The sequence below is a fragment of the Streptococcus sp. HMSC067H01 genome (genome assembly GCF_001814775.1).
Taxonomy (GTDB): Bacteria; Bacillota; Bacilli; order Lactobacillales; family Streptococcaceae; genus Streptococcus.
In genome coordinates, this window is record NZ_KV817804.1 from 83,986 (window position 1) to 104,593 (window position 20,608).

Annotated in this window: 22 protein-coding genes; 16 read left to right on the plus strand and 6 right to left on the minus strand. The window is 38.9% G+C overall.

All coding sequences use genetic code 11. The features are described 5' to 3' along the window. Positions 1 to 44 precede the first annotated feature (44 nt). The 5 genes from HMPREF2987_RS08365 to HMPREF2987_RS08385 form a co-directional block, all read right to left on the minus strand. Positions 45 to 260 (minus strand): DUF4649 family protein, encoded by a 216-nt coding sequence (locus HMPREF2987_RS08365; protein WP_075230141.1) that lies wholly within the window; start codon positions 258 to 260, stop codon positions 45 to 47. 9 nt (positions 261 to 269) lie between these two features. Continuing rightward, positions 270 to 617: a DUF1831 domain-containing protein gene (locus HMPREF2987_RS08370; RefSeq protein ID WP_075230142.1), complete on the minus strand. Its 348-nt coding sequence runs from the start codon at positions 615 to 617 to the stop codon at positions 270 to 272. A 4-nt stretch (positions 618 to 621) separates the two neighbouring features. Continuing rightward, positions 622 to 1,737 carry a cysteine desulfurase family protein gene (locus HMPREF2987_RS08375; RefSeq protein ID WP_075230143.1) on the minus strand — a complete coding sequence of 372 codons (1,116 nt, stop codon included), beginning with the start codon at positions 1,735 to 1,737 and terminating at the stop codon, positions 622 to 624. A gap of 15 nt (positions 1,738 to 1,752) precedes the next feature. Further along, positions 1,753 to 2,697: a ribose-phosphate diphosphokinase gene (locus HMPREF2987_RS08380; RefSeq protein WP_075230144.1), complete on the minus strand. Its 945-nt coding sequence runs from the start codon at positions 2,695 to 2,697 to the stop codon at positions 1,753 to 1,755. A 165-nt stretch (positions 2,698 to 2,862) separates the two neighbouring features. Further along, the gene (locus HMPREF2987_RS08385) at positions 2,863 to 3,432 is read right to left on the minus strand and encodes a CYTH domain-containing protein (protein ID WP_075230145.1); all 570 of its coding nucleotides are present in this window, start codon (positions 3,430 to 3,432) and stop codon (positions 2,863 to 2,865) included. Positions 3,433 to 3,567: 135 nt separating this feature from the next. Between HMPREF2987_RS08385 and HMPREF2987_RS08390 the strand changes: the two genes are divergently transcribed. The 16 genes from HMPREF2987_RS08390 to HMPREF2987_RS08465 all read left to right on the plus strand — a co-directional run bounded on the left by HMPREF2987_RS08390 (position 3,568) and on the right by HMPREF2987_RS08465 (position 19,193). Beyond that, the gene (locus tag HMPREF2987_RS08390; protein ID WP_075230146.1) at positions 3,568 to 4,239 is read left to right on the plus strand and encodes a GTP diphosphokinase; all 672 of its coding nucleotides are present in this window, start codon (positions 3,568 to 3,570) and stop codon (positions 4,237 to 4,239) included. Next, the gene (locus HMPREF2987_RS08395) at positions 4,223 to 5,041 is read left to right on the plus strand and encodes an NAD kinase (protein ID WP_075230147.1); all 819 of its coding nucleotides are present in this window, start codon (positions 4,223 to 4,225) and stop codon (positions 5,039 to 5,041) included. Before HMPREF2987_RS08390 ends, HMPREF2987_RS08395 begins: the two co-directional genes overlap by 17 nt. After that, positions 5,038 to 5,937: an RluA family pseudouridine synthase gene (locus HMPREF2987_RS08400; protein ID WP_075230148.1), complete on the plus strand. Its 900-nt coding sequence runs from the start codon at positions 5,038 to 5,040 to the stop codon at positions 5,935 to 5,937. The genes HMPREF2987_RS08395 and HMPREF2987_RS08400 overlap by 4 nt, the downstream gene beginning before the upstream one ends. A 15-nt stretch (positions 5,938 to 5,952) precedes the next feature. After that, positions 5,953 to 6,927: a phosphate acetyltransferase gene (gene pta / locus HMPREF2987_RS08405; protein ID WP_075230149.1), complete on the plus strand. Its 975-nt coding sequence runs from the start codon at positions 5,953 to 5,955 to the stop codon at positions 6,925 to 6,927. 152 nt (positions 6,928 to 7,079) lie between these two features. Then, positions 7,080 to 7,772, plus strand: a complete 693-nt coding sequence (locus HMPREF2987_RS08410) for a pyrimidine 5'-nucleotidase PynA (protein ID WP_075230150.1) — start codon at positions 7,080 to 7,082, stop codon at positions 7,770 to 7,772. A gap of 39 nt (positions 7,773 to 7,811) precedes the next feature. Continuing rightward, positions 7,812 to 8,723, plus strand: coding sequence for a hypothetical protein (locus HMPREF2987_RS11325; protein ID WP_075230151.1), 912 nt, complete (start codon positions 7,812 to 7,814; stop codon positions 8,721 to 8,723). Between the two features lie 117 nt (positions 8,724 to 8,840). Next, entirely contained in the window at positions 8,841 to 9,494 is a 654-nt protein-coding gene (locus tag HMPREF2987_RS08420; RefSeq protein ID WP_075230152.1) for a uracil-DNA glycosylase, read from the plus strand. Positions 9,495 to 9,503: 9 nt separating this feature from the next. After that, positions 9,504 to 9,968, plus strand: a complete 465-nt coding sequence (locus tag HMPREF2987_RS08425; protein ID WP_001135768.1) for an NUDIX hydrolase — start codon at positions 9,504 to 9,506, stop codon at positions 9,966 to 9,968. A gap of 12 nt (positions 9,969 to 9,980) precedes the next feature. Continuing rightward, the gene (locus HMPREF2987_RS08430; RefSeq protein WP_075230153.1) at positions 9,981 to 11,252 is read left to right on the plus strand and encodes a dihydroorotase; all 1,272 of its coding nucleotides are present in this window, start codon (positions 9,981 to 9,983) and stop codon (positions 11,250 to 11,252) included. 10 nt (positions 11,253 to 11,262) lie between these two features. Then, positions 11,263 to 11,520 (plus strand): hypothetical protein, encoded by a 258-nt coding sequence (locus HMPREF2987_RS08435; RefSeq protein WP_075230154.1) that lies wholly within the window; start codon positions 11,263 to 11,265, stop codon positions 11,518 to 11,520. 14 nt (positions 11,521 to 11,534) lie between these two features. After that, on the plus strand, positions 11,535 to 12,875 hold the full coding sequence (locus tag HMPREF2987_RS08440; RefSeq protein ID WP_075230155.1) for an MATE family efflux transporter: 1,341 nt from the start codon (positions 11,535 to 11,537) through the stop codon (positions 12,873 to 12,875). A gap of 179 nt (positions 12,876 to 13,054) precedes the next feature. Then, the gene (locus HMPREF2987_RS08445) at positions 13,055 to 14,023 is read left to right on the plus strand and encodes a thiamine pyrophosphate-dependent dehydrogenase E1 component subunit alpha (protein WP_036757432.1); all 969 of its coding nucleotides are present in this window, start codon (positions 13,055 to 13,057) and stop codon (positions 14,021 to 14,023) included. Between the two features lie 16 nt (positions 14,024 to 14,039). Then, positions 14,040 to 15,032 (plus strand): alpha-ketoacid dehydrogenase subunit beta, encoded by a 993-nt coding sequence (locus tag HMPREF2987_RS08450; protein WP_075230156.1) that lies wholly within the window; start codon positions 14,040 to 14,042, stop codon positions 15,030 to 15,032. A 326-nt stretch (positions 15,033 to 15,358) separates the two neighbouring features. Beyond that, positions 15,359 to 16,402 carry a dihydrolipoamide acetyltransferase gene (locus HMPREF2987_RS08455; RefSeq protein WP_075230157.1) on the plus strand — a complete coding sequence of 348 codons (1,044 nt, stop codon included), beginning with the start codon at positions 15,359 to 15,361 and terminating at the stop codon, positions 16,400 to 16,402. Between the two features lie 39 nt (positions 16,403 to 16,441). Continuing rightward, positions 16,442 to 18,145, plus strand: coding sequence for a dihydrolipoyl dehydrogenase (gene lpdA, locus HMPREF2987_RS08460; protein WP_075230158.1), 1,704 nt, complete (start codon positions 16,442 to 16,444; stop codon positions 18,143 to 18,145). A 58-nt stretch (positions 18,146 to 18,203) separates the two neighbouring features. After that, on the plus strand, positions 18,204 to 19,193 hold the full coding sequence (locus tag HMPREF2987_RS08465) for a lipoate--protein ligase (protein ID WP_006145561.1): 990 nt from the start codon (positions 18,204 to 18,206) through the stop codon (positions 19,191 to 19,193). Positions 19,194 to 19,263: 70 nt separating this feature from the next. On the opposite strand, the gene xerS is transcribed toward HMPREF2987_RS08465, so the two are convergent. Continuing rightward, positions 19,264 to 20,334 carry a tyrosine recombinase XerS gene (gene xerS / locus HMPREF2987_RS08470; RefSeq protein ID WP_075230159.1) on the minus strand — a complete coding sequence of 357 codons (1,071 nt, stop codon included), beginning with the start codon at positions 20,332 to 20,334 and terminating at the stop codon, positions 19,264 to 19,266. Positions 20,335 to 20,608: the final 274 nt, after the last annotated feature.

Sequence of the window (20,608 nt, forward strand, 5' to 3'; positions counted from 1 at the left end):
ATTGTGAAAAAATCAACAAAAACAAGAAAAAACTAAGAAAAATCTTAGTTTATCTTGCTTATATCATTTCGAGATAGAAAGTGATAGAGATTTCCTAGAAGTCCCTGATAGATTTCTTTTCCATTATAGGTGAGAGAAGTAATGACTGTCGTATCAGGCAGAGTCACACATCCTGATAGTGAAAGCATGAGTGCCTCGTAATCTTCATATTCTAGGACTCGGTCAATTTGATAAGCATCCTTATAAGCTAGACGGAACATATTGGTATCCTATCTTTCGCTTTTTGTAAAGACGCCTCGTTCTACTAAGCTGTCCATCAGGAAGTAGAACTTTTCTTGGTGGATGTGGTGGTCTTCAGATCTAAAGATATCTACCAATCGTAAACCAAATTTGTCGGTAATATTGATTTTTGCACCATTTAGCTCTTTATTGATAACGATTTTAAGTTGAAAACCTTCACCACTATTAGGAACCTTTTCGAGAAGACGAGTAAGTTCGTAATTACCAACCTTTGTTTCAAAGAAAGTGTTATCTTTAAGAGTAAACTTTTTGACAGTTGGACTGATTGTATAATCGTAACGGCAATTTTTGAGACGAATTGTTTGTTCGAATGCCATTGAGTTAACCTCCGATAATTTCTTTTAGAGTTTCTGCAAGTTGTTTCATTTCTTGAAGAGTATTTTGAGGGGAGATGCTGATGCGAACAGATTCATGTAAGCGATGGGATTCTGGTCCATAGAAAGCTTCTAGGACATGACTAATTTGGACAATACCAGCAGTACAAGCTGAACCAGTCGATATTGAAATTCCAGCAAGATCCAGTCGAAGAAGCAATAAATCATTTTTTTGACCTGGAAATCCAATATTGAGGACATAAGGCAACTGGTTCTTTCCTTGGTTAAGATAATAGTCAGCCCCAGTCATTTCATGTAGAAATACATTTTTTAGTTCTTCCACCTCTTTGAAATGCTGCTCTTGTTTTTCAAGTGCCTCTTTGAGTGCTGCCACCATTCCAACGATTGCAGGTAGATTTTCAGTTCCTGCTCTTTTCTTTTGTTCCTGATCTCCACCATGAAGGTAGGAGTCAAAGTCCATAGTAGCAGAGTAAAGAAAACCAATGCCTTTAGGGCCATGAAACTTATGGGCAGAAGCGCTTAGGAAATCAATTCCCAAAGTCTCAGGGAAAATCGGAACTTTTCCAACTGCTTGGACTGCATCCACATGGAAAGCTGCCTGATGCTGTTTCAGAAGTTCTCCAATTTCAGAAATTGGTAAAAGAGTACCCGTTTCATTGTTGGCATACATAGTTGAGACAAGGATAGTATCATCACGAAGAGCTTCTTGAACTTGTTGAGCAGAGATTTCTTGATTTATGGGTTGTAAAATTGTTACTTCAAAACCAAAATTCTCCACCAAGTATTCAATGGGCTCAAGGACAGAATGATGCTCAATAGCAGTGGTAATGATGTGTTTGCCCAAATTTTGGTGACGGAGACAGTGACCGATAATAGCAGTGTTGTTACTTTCAGTCCCGCCCGCAGTGAAGAAAAGATGTTGGGGTTTAGTTCCTAGTAAAGATGCCAAGTCTTGGCGCGCTTCACGCAATAATTTTCCCGCTTGGCGACCATGACTATGAATACTAGAAGGATTTCCATAGGTTTCCTGCATGACTTGAGTCATTGCTGAGATAGCAACTGCTGACATAGGAGTCGTAGCAGCATTATCCAAATAAATCAAAAGCTCACCTTATTTCTATTTAAATAGTGGACTAACTGGTTTTCTTTCGTGAATACGAACCATAGCATCACCAATCAATTCGCTAGCAGTGATGTATTGTACGTTTTTAGGTGTTTTCCCTTTAGTTGCAACAGAGTCTGTTACCAAGATTTCCTTGATATTTGCTACATCTAACAATTCTGCAGCACCTTCAACAAAAAGTCCGTGACTTGAAACAGCATAGATTTCAGTTGCGCCCTCGCGTTCCACGATTTTAGCTGCTTCAGAGAAAGTACGTCCAGTGTTAAGAATATCATCGATCAAGATTGCTTTTTTACCTTCAACATCACCAATGATATAGCCTTGGTTGCGTTCAGAATCATCTTGCGCATAGTCGATAATCGCAATTGGAGCATCAAGATATTCAGCAAGGCTACGAGCACGTTTTACACCAGAGTTTTTAGGACTAACGACAACCACATCTGAACCAACGAGTCCTTTATCACAATAGTGTTTTGCAAAAAGTGGAATTGTGTAGAGGTTATCAACTGGAATGTCAAAGAAACCTTGAACCTGAACGGCATGGAGGTCTAGAGTCAATACGCGACTAACTCCAGCTTTGACCAACATATTTGCAACAAGCTTGGCAGTAAGTGGTTCGCGAGAAGAAGCGATACGGTCTTGACGCGCGTAGCCAAAGTAAGGAAGGACAACGTTAATCGTATTTGCACTAGCACGAACACAGGCATCAACCATAATCAAGAGCTCCATCAAGTGATTGTTGACAGGGTAGCTGGTTGATTGGATGATATAGACGTCATAACCACGGACACTTTCTTCGATGTTGACTTGGATTTCACCGTCTGAAAATTGACGGGAAGACAACTTGCCAAGTGGTACACCAGCAGCATCAGCAATTTTTTGAGCAATTTCCTGATTGGAATTGAGAGCGAAAAGCTTCATGTTTTTTGTATCTGACATTGATAAACCGTCCTCTATAAACTATGTGAAACTGTGCAGTAAACTATTTTTCTAAAAAGAAGTTCTTGTCTCTTAGTCTGAGAAAAGCTCTTTTGAAGAAAGTATTTGCAACACAGATTCTATTATTTTTTATCCCTTCTATTCTATCAAAAAAAGAAGATTATTTCAGTATTTTTTCATATTTTCTATAAAACGAACTAATTTTGAGGGTGCTTTTTGGTAATGGATGCCATTTGCCTCTAAAAAATCCAGAAAATCAAGCTTTCCTTGGTCGCCATTTTCCACTTCCAACTCAAGTTCGTAGTCAACAATATCAAAGTAATGGCTTTGATCAAGTGCCATAAGACCAATAGAAGTTTCCTTTTCGTAACGAATGGTCGTCAAACAACCTAAAACTGTCCAATCTTTTGGTGAAATACCACGGGAGAGGAGTTCCTCAAGAATCATTCCTTGAGGGAGTTTTCCTGAGTCTAGGCATTTGGTGGCTTCGTCTAAACTTAGAGCTTGGTTATATTCCATATTTCCTACAGTTTGTGGGATTTTAATGGTCAATTCAGCACTGTCCTCAAAGGTGCGAATACGCATGGCAATTTTATGTTTGCGAAGATAAAAATCCGGCGTGTCTAGGTAATAGTTTTTCTGTGTTATCGGTAAAATTTCCGAAAAATTTGCCTGTAATCGGTGATACTCTTCCTTGGTTAAAAGAGTTTTCATTTCAATTTCCAAATGTTTCATTTTTTCGACCTTTTCCTTATCTATGAAAGCGATTATATGGTATAATAAGCATTGTATTTATTGTATATGATTTTTTCTATAAAATCAAAGACTAGATAAATCTAAAGTGTATAGAGAATTGGACACAAAAAATATATGATTACAGAATGGGAAGAGTTTTTAGATCCTTACATTCAGGCTGTTGGAGAGTTGAAGATTAAACTTCGTGGTATTCGAAAACAATACCGTAAGCAAAACAAACATTCTCCAATCGAGTTTGTAACTGGTCGCGTTAAACCGATTGAAAGTATCAAGGAAAAAATGGTCCGTCGTGGAATCGGCTATGATACACTTGAGCAGGACTTGCAGGATATCGCAGGTTTGCGTGTCATGGTTCAGTTTGTAGATGACGTGAAAGAAGTTGTCTCTATCCTTCATAAAAGACAGGATATGAGAGTCGTTCAAGAACGAGACTACATTAAGCATCGTAAGGCTTCGGGTTATCGTTCATATCACTTGATTATCGAGTACACTGTTGATACGATTAACGGTGCTAAAACGATTTTAGTTGAGATTCAGATTCGCACCTTGGCTATGAATTTCTGGGCAACAATCGAACATTCGCTCAACTACAAATATCAGGGAGATTTTCCAGAGGAAATCAAGGAACGACTTGCCATTACAGCGAGGATTTCTCACCAGTTAGACGAAGAAATGAGCAAGATTCGTGATGATATTCAAGAAGCACAAGCTCTCTTTGATCCCTTACATAGAAAGTTAAATGACGGGGTAGGAAATAGTGACGATACCGATGAAGAATACAGGTAAACGAATTGATCTAATCGCTAACCGCAAACCTCAAAGTCAAAGAGTCTTATATGAGTTAAAAGATCGACTCAGGAAAAATAACTTTATATTAAACGACAAAAATCCAGATATTGTGATTTCCATTGGTGGTGATGGCATGCTCTTGTCTGCCTTTCACAAGTATGAAGACCAGCTGGATAAGGTTCGTTTTGTGGGAGTTCATACGGGGCACTTGGGCTTTTATACGGACTATCGTGATTTCGAACTAGATCAACTGGTTACTAATCTGCTTTTAGACAGTGGAGCTCGAGTATCATACCCGCTTTTAAATGTAAAGATTTTTCTGGAAAATGGTGAAGTGAAAATTTTCCGTGCCTTGAACGAAGCAAGCATTCGGAGAACTGACAGAACCATGGTAGCGGATGTTGTTATCAATCATGTACCGTTTGAACGCTTTCGGGGGGATGGTTTGACCGTCTCGACACCAACTGGTAGTACAGCCTATAATAAATCTCTTGGGGGTGCTGTATTACATCACACTATCGAAGCTCTACAATTGACAGAGATTGCAAGTTTGAACAATCGTGTTTACCGAACCCTCGGTTCGTCAATCATTGTACCTAAGAAGGATAAGATCGAGTTGATACCGACTCGCAATGACTATCATACGATATCAGTTGACAATAGTGTTTATTCCTTCCGTAATATTGAGCGAATAGAGTACCAGATTGATCACCACAAGATCCACTTTGTCGCAACTCCAAGTCATACCAGTTTTTGGAATCGTGTCAAGGATGCCTTTATTGGTGAGGTGGATGAATGAGATTTGAGTTCATTGCTGACGAACACGTCAAGGTAAAGACTTTTTTAAAAAAGCATGAAGTCTCTAAAGGTTTGCTAGCCAAAATCAAGTTTCGAGGTGGAGATATTCGCGTAAACGGTCATCCACAAAATGCAACCTATCTCTTGGATATAGGAGATGTGGTTGTCATCGACATTCCTCCTGAGGAAGATTTCGAGACACTGGAAGCAATAGATTATCCACTGGATATTCTGTTTGAGGATGATCATTTCTTAATTCTAAACAAACCCTTTGGTGTGGCCTCGATTCCTAGTGTCAATCATTCCAATACCATTGCTAACTTTATCAAGGGCTACTATGTGAAACAGAACTATGAAAATCAGCAGGTTCACATTGTAACCAGACTAGATCGAGATACTTCGGGTTTGATGCTTTTTGCGAAACATGGTTATGCTCATGCTAGACTAGACAAACAATTGCAGAAGAAAGCCATTGAAAAGCGATACTTTGCTCTGGTTAAAGGAGATGGTTTTCTGGAACCTCAAGGTGAGATTATTGCACCGATTGCCCGTGACGAAGATTCAATCATTACTAGACGAGTGGCAAAAGGTGGTAAATATGCCCATACTTCCTATCGCATAGTGCAGTCTTATGGCAATATTCATCTAGTTGATATTCGACTACATACGGGAAGGACACACCAGATTCGTGTTCATTTCTCCCATATCGGTTTCCCTTTGCTTGGCGATGACCTCTATGGTGGTAGTCTCGAACATGGCATAGAGCGTCAAGCTCTGCATTGCCATTACCTATCGTTTTATCATCCTTTTCTTGAAGAGCAGTTGGAGATGGAAAGTCCACTGCCGGATGATTTCAACACCCTTATTACTCAGTTATCAAATAATAATTTATCTTAAAAGGAGTAAAAACTCATGGAAGTTTTTGAAAGTTTAAAAGCCAACCTAGTTGGTAAAAATGCACGTATTGTTTTGCCTGAAGGTGAAGAACCACGTATTCTTCAAGCAACAAAACGCATCGTAAAAGAAACAGAAGTTATTCCTGTCCTACTTGGAAATCCTGATAAAATTAAAATCTATCTTGAAATCGAAGGAATCATGGATGGTTATGAAGTGATCGATCCTACACATTATCCTCAATTTGAAGACATGGTAGCATCACTTGTAGAACGTCGTAAAGGAAAAATGACTGAAGAAGAAGCTCGCGAAATCTTGGTTAAAGACGTGAACTATTTTGGTGTTATGTTGGTATACATGGGCTTGGTAGATGGAATGGTTTCGGGAGCTATTCACTCTACTGCGGCAACTGTTCGTCCAGCCCTTCAAATCATTAAAACACGTCCAAATGTTAGTCGTACTTCAGGTGCCTTCCTTATGGTTCGTGGCACTGAGCGTTACCTATTTGGTGACTGTGCCATCAATATCAATCCTGATGCTGAAGCTTTGGCAGAAATTGCGATTAACTCTGCTATCACAGCTAAGATGTTTGGTATCGAACCAAAAATTGCAATGCTAAGCTATTCAACTAAAGGTTCTGGTTTTGGTGAAAGCGTAGATAAAGTTGTTGAAGCAACTAAGATTGCTCATGATCTTCGTCCTGACCTTGAAATTGATGGGGAATTGCAATTCGATGCTGCCTTCGTTCCAGAAACAGCTGCTCTTAAAGCACCAGGAAGTAAGGTTGCTGGACAAGCAAACGTCTTTATCTTCCCAGGTATTGAAGCAGGGAATATTGGTTACAAGATGGCAGAACGTCTCGGTGGCTTTGCAGCGGTTGGTCCAGTATTGCAAGGTTTGAACAAACCAGTTAATGACCTTTCACGTGGATGTAATTCAGACGACGTCTTCAAACTTACTCTTATCACAGCAGCCCAAGCTGTACACCAATAAAATAAAAGATAGCTCCTTTTCTGTTAAAGGAGCTTTTCAAGTAGGAAAGATTAAAGAGATTCTTATGCTTTGTCCTAGCTTTTTGGCTAGTTAGCTCTAAGGTTTAGGAGTTCAATTTCTTTATCTTCCAAATACAGAAAGGATTTTATAGATTGAAATACAAATTTCTAATCTTCGACCTCGATCACACACTACTCGATTTTGATGCTGCCGAGGATATAGCTCTGACTCAACTCTTAGAAGAAGAAGGAGTAGAGGATATCCAAGCTTACAAAGATTATTATGTACCTATGAACAAATCACTTTGGAAGGATTTGGAACAGAAAAAGATTACAAAATCAGAATTGATCAATACACGTTTTGCAAAACTGTTTGCTCACTTTGGCATTGAAAAAGATGGTTCCTACTTAGCAGAGCGCTACCAGTTTTTCCTATCAAAACAGGGACAAACTTTCCCAGGTGTCGAAGATTTATTAAGAAAATTGATAAGTCAGGGCTATGAGCTCTATGCTGCGACAAATGGAATCACCTATATTCAAACAGGTCGTCTAGAACAATCTGGAATCGCACCATATTTCACGGAAATTTTTATATCAGAACAGCTCCATACCCAAAAACCAGATGCTGAATTCTATAAAAAAATTGGAGCTTGTATCCCTAACTTTGATAAAAACCATGCCCTTATGATTGGTGATTCTTTGTCAGCTGATATTCAAGGTGGAAATAATGCTGGCATCGATACCATCTGGTACAATCCTCATCATCTGGAAAATAAGACACAACTGCATCCAACACACGAGGTTCATTCTTATAAAGATTTGCTGAATTGTTTGGGGAAACTTTAAAGATTCTAAAATAAAATTAAATAAAAGGAGCATAAAATTATGGGAACATGGGATGCAACGATTTTTGGAAATGATACCTCCTTAGATATTAAAGAAGAATTCTTCGAGAGATACAATCAAGGAGAAGATGCAAATACAATTAAAAATGACTTGGCGTCGGATTTATACGATGACGATATGTATGATGTCTTGTTCGCCTTAGCACATTGTTTATGGGAAGTTGGGCAATTAGATGATGAATTCTTGCTTGAAATCAAAGAGATCATTATCAACAAAGAGGATTTAGAACTTGCCCAAGAATTGGGTGCAGATAGTGAATTTTTAGAACAAAGAAGTGAAAATCTAGAAAAGTTTTTAGAAAAAATTAGTGTAAAAAAAGAAAATCCCAAAAAGAGAATTGCTCCGCCTGTTCCTGTAGAAAGCAAATATAGGAGCGGTGCTGTGATGGTGTTTCAGTATGAAGATGGTATGTATGGTGCTTTGATAGCGGTAGATGGAGCTTTCTTTGATAAGGAAACCTATTATGCTTATCTGCAGACTGATATTAAAATGAGCAGAAAACCCACCATGGAAGATGTGCGATCAGCACGGATTCTTGATCCAAGTTTTCATAGTGCAGAATACAATTCATTTCGTGACTCTAAGTATTACTACTCTTTTGTAAATTGTATTTCAGGCTATCTAAAAAGTTCTGCAACTAAAAAATTTGAAAAATACAATGATAGTGTTTTTGAAATAATAGGCTATCTTTCAGATTGGGGGAGTTGCTGTAGCGCGGCTTCTGGAGGATTTGATTACTATAAACCAAAATCAAGTGATGAGTTTAAGATAAGCGTTGTAAAGGAATTGAATAAAAGATTTGATGAAAAACTTAATACTCGAACAGAATTGATTATTGATGAAATCGACAAAGAATTTATCCTTTCTAATACGAGAAAAGGTGTTGAATAAAGGCTCTTTAGTATAAATTCTCTATAAAACTTCTCAAATCTCAATAGATACTTTTAAAAGTGGTTTAGATAGCCACTTTTTGCTATAATAGAGGCAGTATTAACGAAGGAGTTGGCTATGGAACACTCATCTTGGCATGCTTTGATCAAAGAGCAATTACCTGAAGGTTATTTTGGGAAAATCAATCACTTTATGGAGCGGGTTTATACTCAAGGAACTGTATATCCTCCTAAAGAAAAGGTTTTTCAGGCTCTTATAACAACTCCTCTGGAAGAGGTTAAGGTGGTTATCCTTGGTCAAGATCCTTATCATGGACCAGGTCAGGCGCAGGGATTGAGTTTTTCTGTTCCAGATTCTATTCCAGCACCTCCTTCTTTGCAAAATATTCTAAAGGAACTTGCTGATGATATTGGTCTCAAAACTTCACATGATTTGACAGCTTGGGCGGAGCAAGGGGTTCTTTTGTTAAATGCCTGTCTTACAGTTCCGGCAGGACAGGCCAACGGTCATGCTGGTCAAATATGGGAGCCTTTTACAGATGCTGTAATTAAGGTTGTCAATAATCTTGATAGACCAGTGGTTTTTGTCCTCTGGGGTGCTTATGCACGTAAGAAAAAGTCATTGGTGACCAATCCTAAGCATCTGATTATTGAATCAACTCACCCGAGTCCTCTTTCCGTTTACAGAGGATTTTGGGGTTCCAAGCCTTTTTCTAAGGCCAATACATTCTTAACAGAGACAGGACAAGAGCCGATTGATTGGCTTAGATAAGGAGAGAATATGCCCCAGTTAGCGACGATTTGCTACATTGATAATGGAAAAGAATTGCTCATGCTTCATCGCAATAAAAAGCCTAATGATGTCCATGAAGGAAAATGGATCGGTGTAGGTGGAAAGTTAGAGCGTGGAGAAACTCCACAAGAATGTGCTGCCCGCGAGATTTTAGAAGAAACAGGATTGAAAGCTAAACCAGTTCTTAAAGGTGTAATCACCTTTCCTGAATTTACACCAGATTTAGACTGGTACACCTATGTGTTTAAGGTTACGGAGTTTGAGGGTGATTTAATTGACTGTAATGAAGGGACTTTAGAATGGGTTCCTTATGATGAGGTTTTAAGCAAACCAACCTGGGAAGGAGACCACACCTTCGTAGAGTGGCTTTTAGAAGATAAACCATTCTTTTCGGCAAAGTTTGTTTATGATGGTGATAAGTTATTAGATACTCAAGTGGATTTCTACGAATAAAGGAGAAAGCAGATGTTACTAATTAAAAATGGTCGAGTAATGGATCCTAAGTCTGGTTTGGATCAAGTGTGTGATGTCTTGGTTGAAGACGGTAAAATTGTCAAAATTGCACCACAAATTAGTGAAAAAGATGCAGAGGTCATTGATGCAACTGGTCTTGTAGTTGCACCCGGTTTGGTGGATATCCATGTTCATTTCCGTGAACCTGGTCAAACTCATAAAGAAGATATTCATACAGGTGCACTAGCAGCAGCAGCTGGTGGTTTTACGACAGTTGTCATGATGGCTAATACCAATCCAACCATCTCAGATGTTGAGACTTTGCAGGAAGTTCTTCAATCTGCGGCAAAGGAAAAAATTAATGTTAAGTCTGTAGCAACGATTACCAAGAACTTTAATGGCCAAGATTTGACAGACTTTAAGTCGCTTTTAGAAGCTGGTGCTGTTGGTTTTTCTGATGACGGAATTCCACTTGAAAGCAGTAAAGTTGTCAAGGAAGCCATGGAAGAGGCTAAAAAGTTAAACACCTTTATCAGTCTGCACGAAGAAGATCCTGGACTGAATGGTACGCTTGGTTTTAACGAAAATATCGCTAAAGAACACTTCCATATCTGTGGAGCAACAGGAGTAGCTGAGTATGCTATGATTGCACGTGACGTTATGATTGCCTATGCAACAAAAGCTCATGTCCATATTCAGCATTTATCTAAAGAAGAAAGTGTTAAGGTTGTGGAGTTCGCTCAAGATTTGGGAGCAAACGTAACAGCAGAAGTAGCACCGCAACATTTTTCTAAGACTGAAGCTCTTCTTTTGACTAAAGGAAGTAACGCTAAGATGAATCCACCTCTTCGCCTTGAGTCTGATCGCCGTGCTGTTATCGAAGGTCTGAAATCAGGAGTCATTTCCGTGATTGCGACTGACCACGCGCCTCACCATGCTGATGAAAAGAATGTCGAAGATATTACCAAAGCTCCATCAGGTATGACAGGTTTAGAAACTTCTTTGTCACTTGGTTTAACCTACTTGGTTGAAGCTGGTCATTTGACCTTGATGGAATTGCTTGAAAAAATGACGGTTAATCCAGCTAAACTGTATAACTTTGAAGCAGGTTATTTGTCTGAAAATGGACCTGCAGACATTACCATTTTTGATGATAAGGAAAACCGTATCGTAGGATCACATTTTGCTTCTAAAGCGTCTAACTCACCATTTATCGGTGAAGAGTTAAAAGGGCAGGTCAAATACACCATCTGTAAGGGCCAAATCGTTTATCAAGCAGAGTAGGAGCTTGAGGATGAATTATTTTCGTAAACTTAGAGATAGAAAACGAAAGGCTTGTCACGGTGTGTTTTGTCCTGCTGCCAACCGTACTAAACTTCAATATGAAACCAAGGAAAAAGCCGACCACGCCGTAGACTATGATAATGGAGGCTTGGTTAGGAGCTATTTTTGCGACACTTGTAATTGTTGGCACACGACATCAAAAGCTAGTAATCCACCATTAAGCTTGAAAAAATACGGCTTAAAGCTTTTTGGCTTGGATGAAAAGTAGTAGAAAGAGAAGGTATGTACTCAACTCAACATCTCAAAGATAAAATTATCTTATTTTTAAAAATATTCTTTCCGATATTGATTTACCAATTTGCTAATTATTCGGCCTCCTTTGTTGATACAACAATGACGGGTCAGTATAATACACTGGATCTGGCAGGAGTTTCCATAGCTACAAGCTTATGGAATCCTTTTTTCACCTTTCTGACAGGGATTGTATCAGCCTTAGTACCTATTATCGGACACCATTTGGGCCAAGGACAGAAGAAAGAGGTTGCTTCAGATTTTTATCAATTTATTTATCTATCTTTAGCCTTATCCCTTATTCTTTTTGTACTAGTCTTCTTTTTAGTACCAGTTATTTTGGGATATATGGGATTAGAGACAGCTGTAGCAAGTGTAGCAACCCGTTATTTATGGCTACTAGCTATTGGTATTATCCCGCTTTTACTTTTCAGTGTGATACGTTCTCTACTTGACACACTCGGATTAACAAAATTATCTATGTATCTCATGCTTCTCTTGCTTCCTTTTAATAGTGCTTTCAACTATGTATTGATTTATGGAGCATTTGGAGTACCTGAACTTGGAGGTGCAGGTGCAGGTCTTGGTACCTCACTTGCCTACTGGGTTTTGTTATTGATTTCTATCCTTGTCTTGTTAAAGCATAAAAAGCTTAAGGAATATCATCTAGAAATACCAATGCCCTTGCGAATAGAAAAAATCAAAGAAGCAATTCGTCTCGGGTTACCAATTGGAGGAACCGTCTTTGCGGAAGTAGCCATTTTTTCAGTAGTCGGATTGATAATGGCAAAGTTTTCATCACTCATCATCGCAAGCCATCAGTCTGCCATGAACTTCTCAAATCTCATGTATGCCTTTCCTATGAGCATCTCAACAGCCATGGCTATTGTTGTTTCCTACGAAGTAGGGGCTAGACGCTTAAACGATGCTAAGCAATACATACTTATTGGACGTTTAACAGCTATGATTTTCGCGATTTTGACACTAAGTTTCCTTTATATTTATCGTGAAGATGTTGCTAGTCTCTATGGTCAAGATCCCGATTTCATTCAATTGACAGCTTCTTTTATGACCTATAGTTTGTTCTTCCAGTTAGCTGATACCTTCGCAGCACCTCTACAAGGAATTTTACGTGGCTACAAGGATACAGTTGTTCCCTTCTATCTTGGACTTCTCGGATACTGGGGTGTAGCCATTCCACTGGGATTAGTCTTAGATCACTGGACAGGATTAGGTGCCTATTCTTATTGGATTGGTTTAATTGTTAGTCTGGTGATTAGTGGTATACTTTATCAGTGGCGTTTACAAGTTATTATGAAAACAATCAAATAATTTGATGAAAAAAACTGAAAAACTGTTTGTGAAATAGTTATTTTATGTAAAGAAAAGTCTTGATTTCATTGGCTTTTCTTTTTTTACATTGTGAAAAATTATCAAGCATAATCTTTGACTCTAGTTAACCTATCAGTTAGAATAGAACTATAAGAAATTAAACTTAGAAAGGCAAGATTATGTCAACTTTAGATAAAAATCTTTTGCTTGAGATGTTCCGTAAGATGGAAGAAATTCGTCGTATGGATTTAAAAATTGCTCAATTAGTAAAAAAAGGTAAAGTGCCAGGTATGACGCACTTTTCTGTTGGTGAGGAAGCTGCAAACGTTGGGGCTATGTTAGCTCTAAACGAAGACGACCTCATAACATCGAACCACCGTGGTCACGGACAAGCCATTGCTAAGGGAATCGACCTTAATGGTATGATGGCTGAAATCCTTGGTAAGTATACTGGAACTTGTAAAGGTAAAGGTGGATCTATGCACATCGCCGACCTTGATGCAGGTAACCTTGGTGCCAACGGTATTGTTGGTGGTGGTATGGGAATCGCAGTAGGGGCTGCCCTTACTCAACAAATGAAAAACACTGGTAAAATCGTTGTCTGCTTCTTTGGTGATGGAGCGACTAATGAAGGTGTATTCCACGAAGCTGTTAATATGGCTTCAATTTGGAATCTTCCGGTAATTTTCTACTGTATCAATAACGGTTATGGAATCTCTGCCGATATTAAGAAAATGACTAATGTCAAGCATATCCATGAGCGTAGTGCTGCTTACGGTATTCCTGGAATGTTTATCGAAGACGGTAACAATGTTATCGATGTCTACGAAGGATTTAAAAAAGCAGTTGACCATGTTCGTTCTGGTAAAGGTCCTGTCTTGATCGAAAGTGTAACCTATCGTTGGCTTGGTCACTCATCATCAGACCCTGGTAAATATCGTACACGTGAAGAAGTCGATGAGTGGAAAGAAAAAGATCCAATCGAAAATCTTCGCAAGTACCTTGTTGAGAACAAGATTGCAAGTGCAGAAGAACTTGAAGAAATTCAAGCGCAAGTTAAGGAAGCAGTGGAAGCATCTGTTAAGTTTGCAGAAGAAAGTCCATTCCCTCCACTAGAATCAGCTTTTGAAGATATTTACGCAGACTAAGGAGAAGTAGAGAAATATGGAAACAAAATTAATGTCTTTCCGCGATACCATTATCCTTGCAATGTCTGAGGAAATGCGTCGCGACGAAAATGTACTCTTGATGGGTGAAGATGTCGGTGTCTTTGGTGGAGACTTTGGTACATCTGTAGGTATGCTAGAAGAATTTGGACCAGAACGTGTTCGTGACTGTCCGATTTCCGAAGCAGCTATTTCTGGAGCAGCTGCTGGTGCTGCTATGACTGGACTTCGCCCAATCGTTGACATGACTTTCATGGACTTTTCTGTTATTGCCATGGATAATATCGTCAACCAAGCAGCTAAAACTCGTTACATGTTTGGTGGTAAAGGTCAAGTGCCTATTACAATCCGCTGTGCCGCTGGTAACGGAGTAGGTTCTGCAGCACAACACTCACAATCCTTGGAATCTTGGTTTACTCATATCCCAGGATTGAAGGTTGTAGCTCCAGGTACACCAGCTGATATGAAGGGACTTCTTAAGTCTTCTATCCGTGACAACAACCCTGTTATCATTCTTGAATACAAATCAGAATTTAACCAAAAAGGTGAAGTTCCTGTTGATCCAGACTATACTATCCCACTTGGTGTCGGAGAAATCAAACGTGAAGGAACTGATGTAACTGTAGTAACATACGGTAAAATGCTTCGTCGTGTCATGCAAGCAGCTGAAGAATTGGCTGAAGAAGGCATCTCAGTAGAAGTAGTAGACCCACGTACTTTGGTTCCACTTGATAAAGACCTCATCATTAACTCAGTTAAGAAGACTGGAAAAGTAGTTCTTGTCAACGATGCCCACAAGACAAGTGGTTTTATCGGTGAAATTTCAGCTATTATCTCAGAATCAGAAGCATTCGATTATTTAGATGCACCTATTCGCCGTTGTGCAGGTGAGGATGTACCAATGCCTTATGCACAAAATCTTGAAAATGCAATGATTCCAACAGTTGAAAGCATCAAAGATGCCATCCGTAAAACTTACAGCAAACAATAACACATAATATAAATTATGTAAACAAATTAATCAGACGAGAAGCTTTGTATTTATAGATGCAAAGTTCTCTACGTCCTTAGTATCTTAGATTAGAGCACGGGCTAAAAGCTCGGAAAAAAGATAAATCTCCTTGACTTCATCGAAGTCTGCGTTGATTTCCTATTTTTCGGTCGCTTTTAAACGCCCTTTGCATCATGTAATTGAATTCGGACGGAGGTCTGTGAAAAAAAGATAGATTTCCTTGTGTTCATCGAACACATCGTCAATCTCCTATTTTTTCATTGTCCTCTTCGTCCTTAATATCTTAGTATAGAATAGGAGAGGTCATGGCTGATGATAAGCTAAGAGCGACTCCTGCGGCTAGAAAATTAGCAGATGATTTAGGAATTAATCTCTACGATATTTCTGGCTCAGGCGCAAACGGTCGTGTCCACAAAGAAGACGTGGAAACATTTAAAGACACTAATGTGGTTCGCATTTCACCACTCGCAAAACGAATTGCACTAGAGCATAATATTGCTTGGCAAGAAATCCAAGGAACTGGTCATCGTGGCAAGATTATGAAGAAGGATGTTTTAGCTTTCCTTCCGGAAAATATTGAAAACGATACGATTAAATCACCTGCTCAAATCGAGAAAGTGGAAGAAGTTCCAGATAACGTAACTCCTTATGGGGAAATCGAGCGTATTCCAATGACACCAATGCGTAAGGTTATTGCTCAACGTATGGTTGAGTCATACTTGACTGCACCAACCTTCACGCTTAACTATGATGTCGATATGTCTGAAATGCTTGCCCTTCGTAAGAAAGTCCTTGATCCAATCATGGAAGCAACTGGTAAGAAAATAACTGTTACAGACTTGCTTTCACTTGCGGTTGTTAAGACTCTTATGAAACACCCATACATCAATGCGTCATTAACTGAAGATGGTAAGACAATTATCACTCACAACTATGTCAACCTTGCGATGGCAGTTGGAATGGATAATGGTTTGATGACGCCAGTTGTTTATAATGCTGAAAAATTGAGTTTGTCTGAGTTGGTAGTTGCCTTTAAAGATGTTATCGGACGTACTTTGGATGGTAAACTAGCTCCTAGCGAGTTGCAAAATTCAACCTTCACCATTAGTAACTTGGGAATGTTTGGCGTTCAATCATTCGGTCCAATCATTAACCAACCGAACTCAGCAATCCTTGGGGTTAGCTCAACAATTGAGAAACCTGTTGTAGTAAATGGTGAAATCGTGATTCGTCCAATTATGAGTCTTGGTTTAACAATTGACCACCGTGTCGTAGATGGTATGGCTGGTGCTAAGTTTATGAAAGACTTGAAAGCTTTAATTGAAAACCCAATCTCAATGTTGGTTTAGAGAATTTATTTTTAGAAATATAGATAAAGGAAGTAAGATATGGCCTTAGAAGTAATTATGCCAAAAGCCGGCGTGGATATGACAGAAGGACAAATCGTCCAATGGAATAAAAAAGTCGGAGAATTTGTAAAAGAAGGAGAAATCCTTTTGGAAATCATGACTGACAAAGTCAGCATGGAATTGGAAGCAGAAGAAGACGGTTACTTGATCGCTATCCTGAAAGGGGACGGCGAGACTGTTCCTGTTACTGAAGTTATCGGTTATCTTGGTGAAGAAGGGGAAAATATCCCAACAGCTGGAGCAGCTGCACCAGAAGCTAGCCCAGCACCTGCAGCAAGTGCTTCAAACGATGACGGTAAGAGTGATGATGCTTATGATATCGTTGTTATTGGTGGTGGACCTGCTGGTTATGTATCTGCTATTAAAGCAGCTCAATTAGGTGGTAAGGTTGCTCTTGTTGAGAAATCTGAACTTGGTGGAACATGTTTGAACCGCGGATGTATCCCAACTAAAACTTACCTTCACAACGCTGAAATTATCGAGAATATCGGTCATGCAGCAAATCGTGGTATCGTAATTGAAAATCCTAATTTCACAGTTGATATGGACAAACTTTTAGAAACAAAATCTAAAGTTGTCAATACCCTTGTAGGTGGTGTTGCAGGACTTCTTCGAAGCTATGGAGTTGATGTTCATAAAGGTATCGGTACTATTACTAAAGATAAGAATGTCTTGGTAAATGGTTCTGAATTGCTTGAAACTAAGAAGATCATCCTTGCTGGTGGTTCAAAAGTAAGCAAAATCAATGTTCCTGGTATGGAATCATCTCTTGTGATGACTAGTGATGACATCCTTGAAATGAACGAAGTTCCAGAAAGCCTCGTTATCATCGGTGGTGGGGTTGTCGGTATCGAACTCGGTCAAGCCTTCATGACCTTCGGTTCAAAAGTTACTGTTATCGAAATGATGGACCGTATTGTTCCAGCAATGGATGCTGAAGTATCTAAGAACCTTCGCTTGATTCTTGAACGCAAAGGTATGACTATCTTGACAGGTACTAAACTGCAAGAAATCATTGAAGAAGATGGCAAACTTCGTATCAAGGTTGAAGGAAAAGATGATATCATCGCAAATAAAGCCCTTCTTTCAATCGGTCGTGTTCCAGATCTTGAAGGAATCGGAGAAGTTGAGTTTGAGTTAGACCGTGGTCGTATCAAGGTTAATGAATACATGGAAACTTCTGTTCCAGGTATCTATGCACCAGGTGATATCAACGGTACTAAGATGTTGGCCCACGCTGCCTTCCGTATGGGTGAAGTAGCGGCTGAAAATGCCCTTAAAGGAAATCACCATGTTGCTAAATTGAACTTGACTCCTGCAGCTATTTACACACTTCCAGAAGTAGCAGCAGTTGGTTTGACAGAAGAACAAGCTCGTGAGAAATATGATGTCCAAATTGGTAAATTCAACTTTGCCGCAAACGGACGTGCCATTGCATCAGATGCGGCTCAAGGATTTGTTAAAGTCATTGCAGATAAGAAATATGGTGAAATCCTTGGTGTTCATATCATTGGTCCTGCTGCTGCAGAGTTGATCAATGAAGCGTCAAGCATCATCGAAATGGAAATCACTGTAGAAGAAATGCTTAAGACAATCCACGGTCACCCAACATACTCTGAAGTTATGTACGAAGCATTTGCTGATGTTCTTGGAATGGCCATCCATTCACCTAAGAAAAAATAAAAATAGATAGACTAGACTGGAATTATTTTCCAGTCTCTATCGTATTAGAAGGTATCTTATGAAATACATTATCAATCATTCAAACGACACTGCCTTTAATATTGCTTTAGAGGAGTACGCTTTTAAGCATCTTCTTGATGAAGATCAAATCTTCCTTCTTTGGATCAACAAACCATCTATCATTGTAGGTCGTCACCAAAATACCATCGAAGAAATTAACCGTGACTATGTTCGTGAAAATGGAATTGAAGTAGTCCGTCGAATCAGTGGTGGTGGAGCTGTTTACCATGATTTGAACAACCTTAACTATACCATCATTTCAAAAGAAGATGAAAACAAGGCCTTTGACTTCAAGAGCTTCTCTACTCCAGTTATCAATACTTTGGCTGAACTTGGTGTTAAAGCTGAATTTACAGGCCGTAACGACTTAGAAATAGACGGCAAGAAATTCTGTGGAAATGCACAAGCCTATATCAATGGCCGTATCATGCACCATGGTTGTCTTCTCTTTGACGTGGATTTGTCTGTCCTAGCTAACGCACTTAAAGTGTCTAAAGATAAGTTTGAATCAAAAGGGGTTAAATCAGTCCGTGCTCGAGTAACTAATATTATCGATGAATTGCCAGAAAAGATCACTGTTGAAGAATTCCGTGATTTACTCTTGGAATACATGAAAAAAGAATACCCTGAGATGACTGAGTATGTATTCTCAGATGAAGAATTAGCTGAAATCAATCGCATCAAAGAAACTAAGTTTGGAACTTGGGACTGGAACTATGGTAAATCACCAGAGTATAACGTCCGTCGAGGAACTAAATTCCCAAGCGGTAAGGTTGAAATCTTTGCTAATGTTATTGAGTCAAAAATTCAAGATATTAAGATTTACGGTGACTTCTTCGGTATTGAGGACGTTGCAGCAGTAGAAGATGTCCTTCGTGGTGTCAAATACGAACGTGAAGATGTCCTCAAAGCCCTTCAAACCATTAACCTAGGTCGTTATTTCGCAGGAATTACTGCTGAAGAAATTGCTGAGGCTGTAGTTGAATAAAGAAAAAAGAAGTTGGTTCAATCCAGCTTCTTTTTTACGATAATAATTTACATAATTTATGTTATGTATTCTATAGGCTATCTAAAGCATTTTTTTGCTCATCATTAACGATATGCGTATATAGGTCCGTTACTTGGGTGCTTGCATGTCCAAGTTGATGACTAACCAAAACTTGGGATTTGGTTGCATCATAAAGACGAGTTGCAAGAGTATGACGAAGTTTATGGGGGGTTACACGAACTTTAAAGTCTTCTGAATACTTGGCCACCATCTTTTCAACACTAGAAGCATCAATCCGGTTTGGAACGCCTCGATACAAGGTTAAGAATAGGGCTATATCGGTCTTCTTTGTCTTATAACGTTTGTCTCGAATAGCGAGATATTTTTCTAAATAAGGCTTAGCAAAGGCAGCCACATTAACCGAGTCACGTTTTCCGCCCTTACGAGTAACATCGATGACCATCATCTTAAGATTGAGATCTCGAAGATCTAGGTTAACTGCTTCGGAGAGACGAACACCAGAAGCGAGAAGTAGTGCAATGATAGCTAAATCTCGCTCCTTATTCTTGTTAAAGGACGATAAGGCTCGATTTGAGAGAGTTTTAGGGTATTCCTCATCTATATAATTCAAAAATCCCTCTGTTTCATCACCTAAAAAGAGCTTTTGCTTGATATTTTCAGCTCGCGCAGCCAAGGTTTCTTTCTTTTTCTTGGTAGCAACCTTCTTCATGACATTGCGATAGAAATAAGGTTCACCTTGTTCGTTTTCAACTTCCTCAGTCAAATACTTATAAAGACTAGAAAGTGCAGAAAGTGTACGATTAATGGTTGTTTGAGAAACCCCGTTTTTTGTCGTATTGGCATTGAGCAGAGGACGTTCACGCAAGTAAAGGATAAAGGATTCCATGTCTTTCTTGGTCATGTGTTCCAGAACCTCTAAAGGGATATTGGCCATAGTGTCAGCATCTGATATTCCAGATTCTAAGACCCAGGTGAAAAATCGATCGTATTCCTTTAAGTATTCGTACAAGGTCGTAAAACTGTATGGAACAGCCAGTTTCGATTGATAGTATTCTAGAACATACCAGGGCATGACTTGTTTGAGTTTATCAATACGTTCTAATAAGATCTCGCGTTTCATGTTTTTCTCCAAATCTTTCTATACTAGTAGTATAGCATAGTTAGATATATTTTTCAAGAAAATTATAGTTTTTCGGAAAGATGTTAAAGGGGAGATTTAGGAATAGATAACTACTAGCATAAAATTATGTAACCAAAAAAATTTTTTAAGCGAATTATACTCAATTATGTACTTTATTTAAGTGAACACTGGAAATTTTTAAAGCTGTTCATCTACTGTAAAATGTACTTTATTTAAGTGAAAACTAAAAATTTTTCAAATGTACATTTTGATA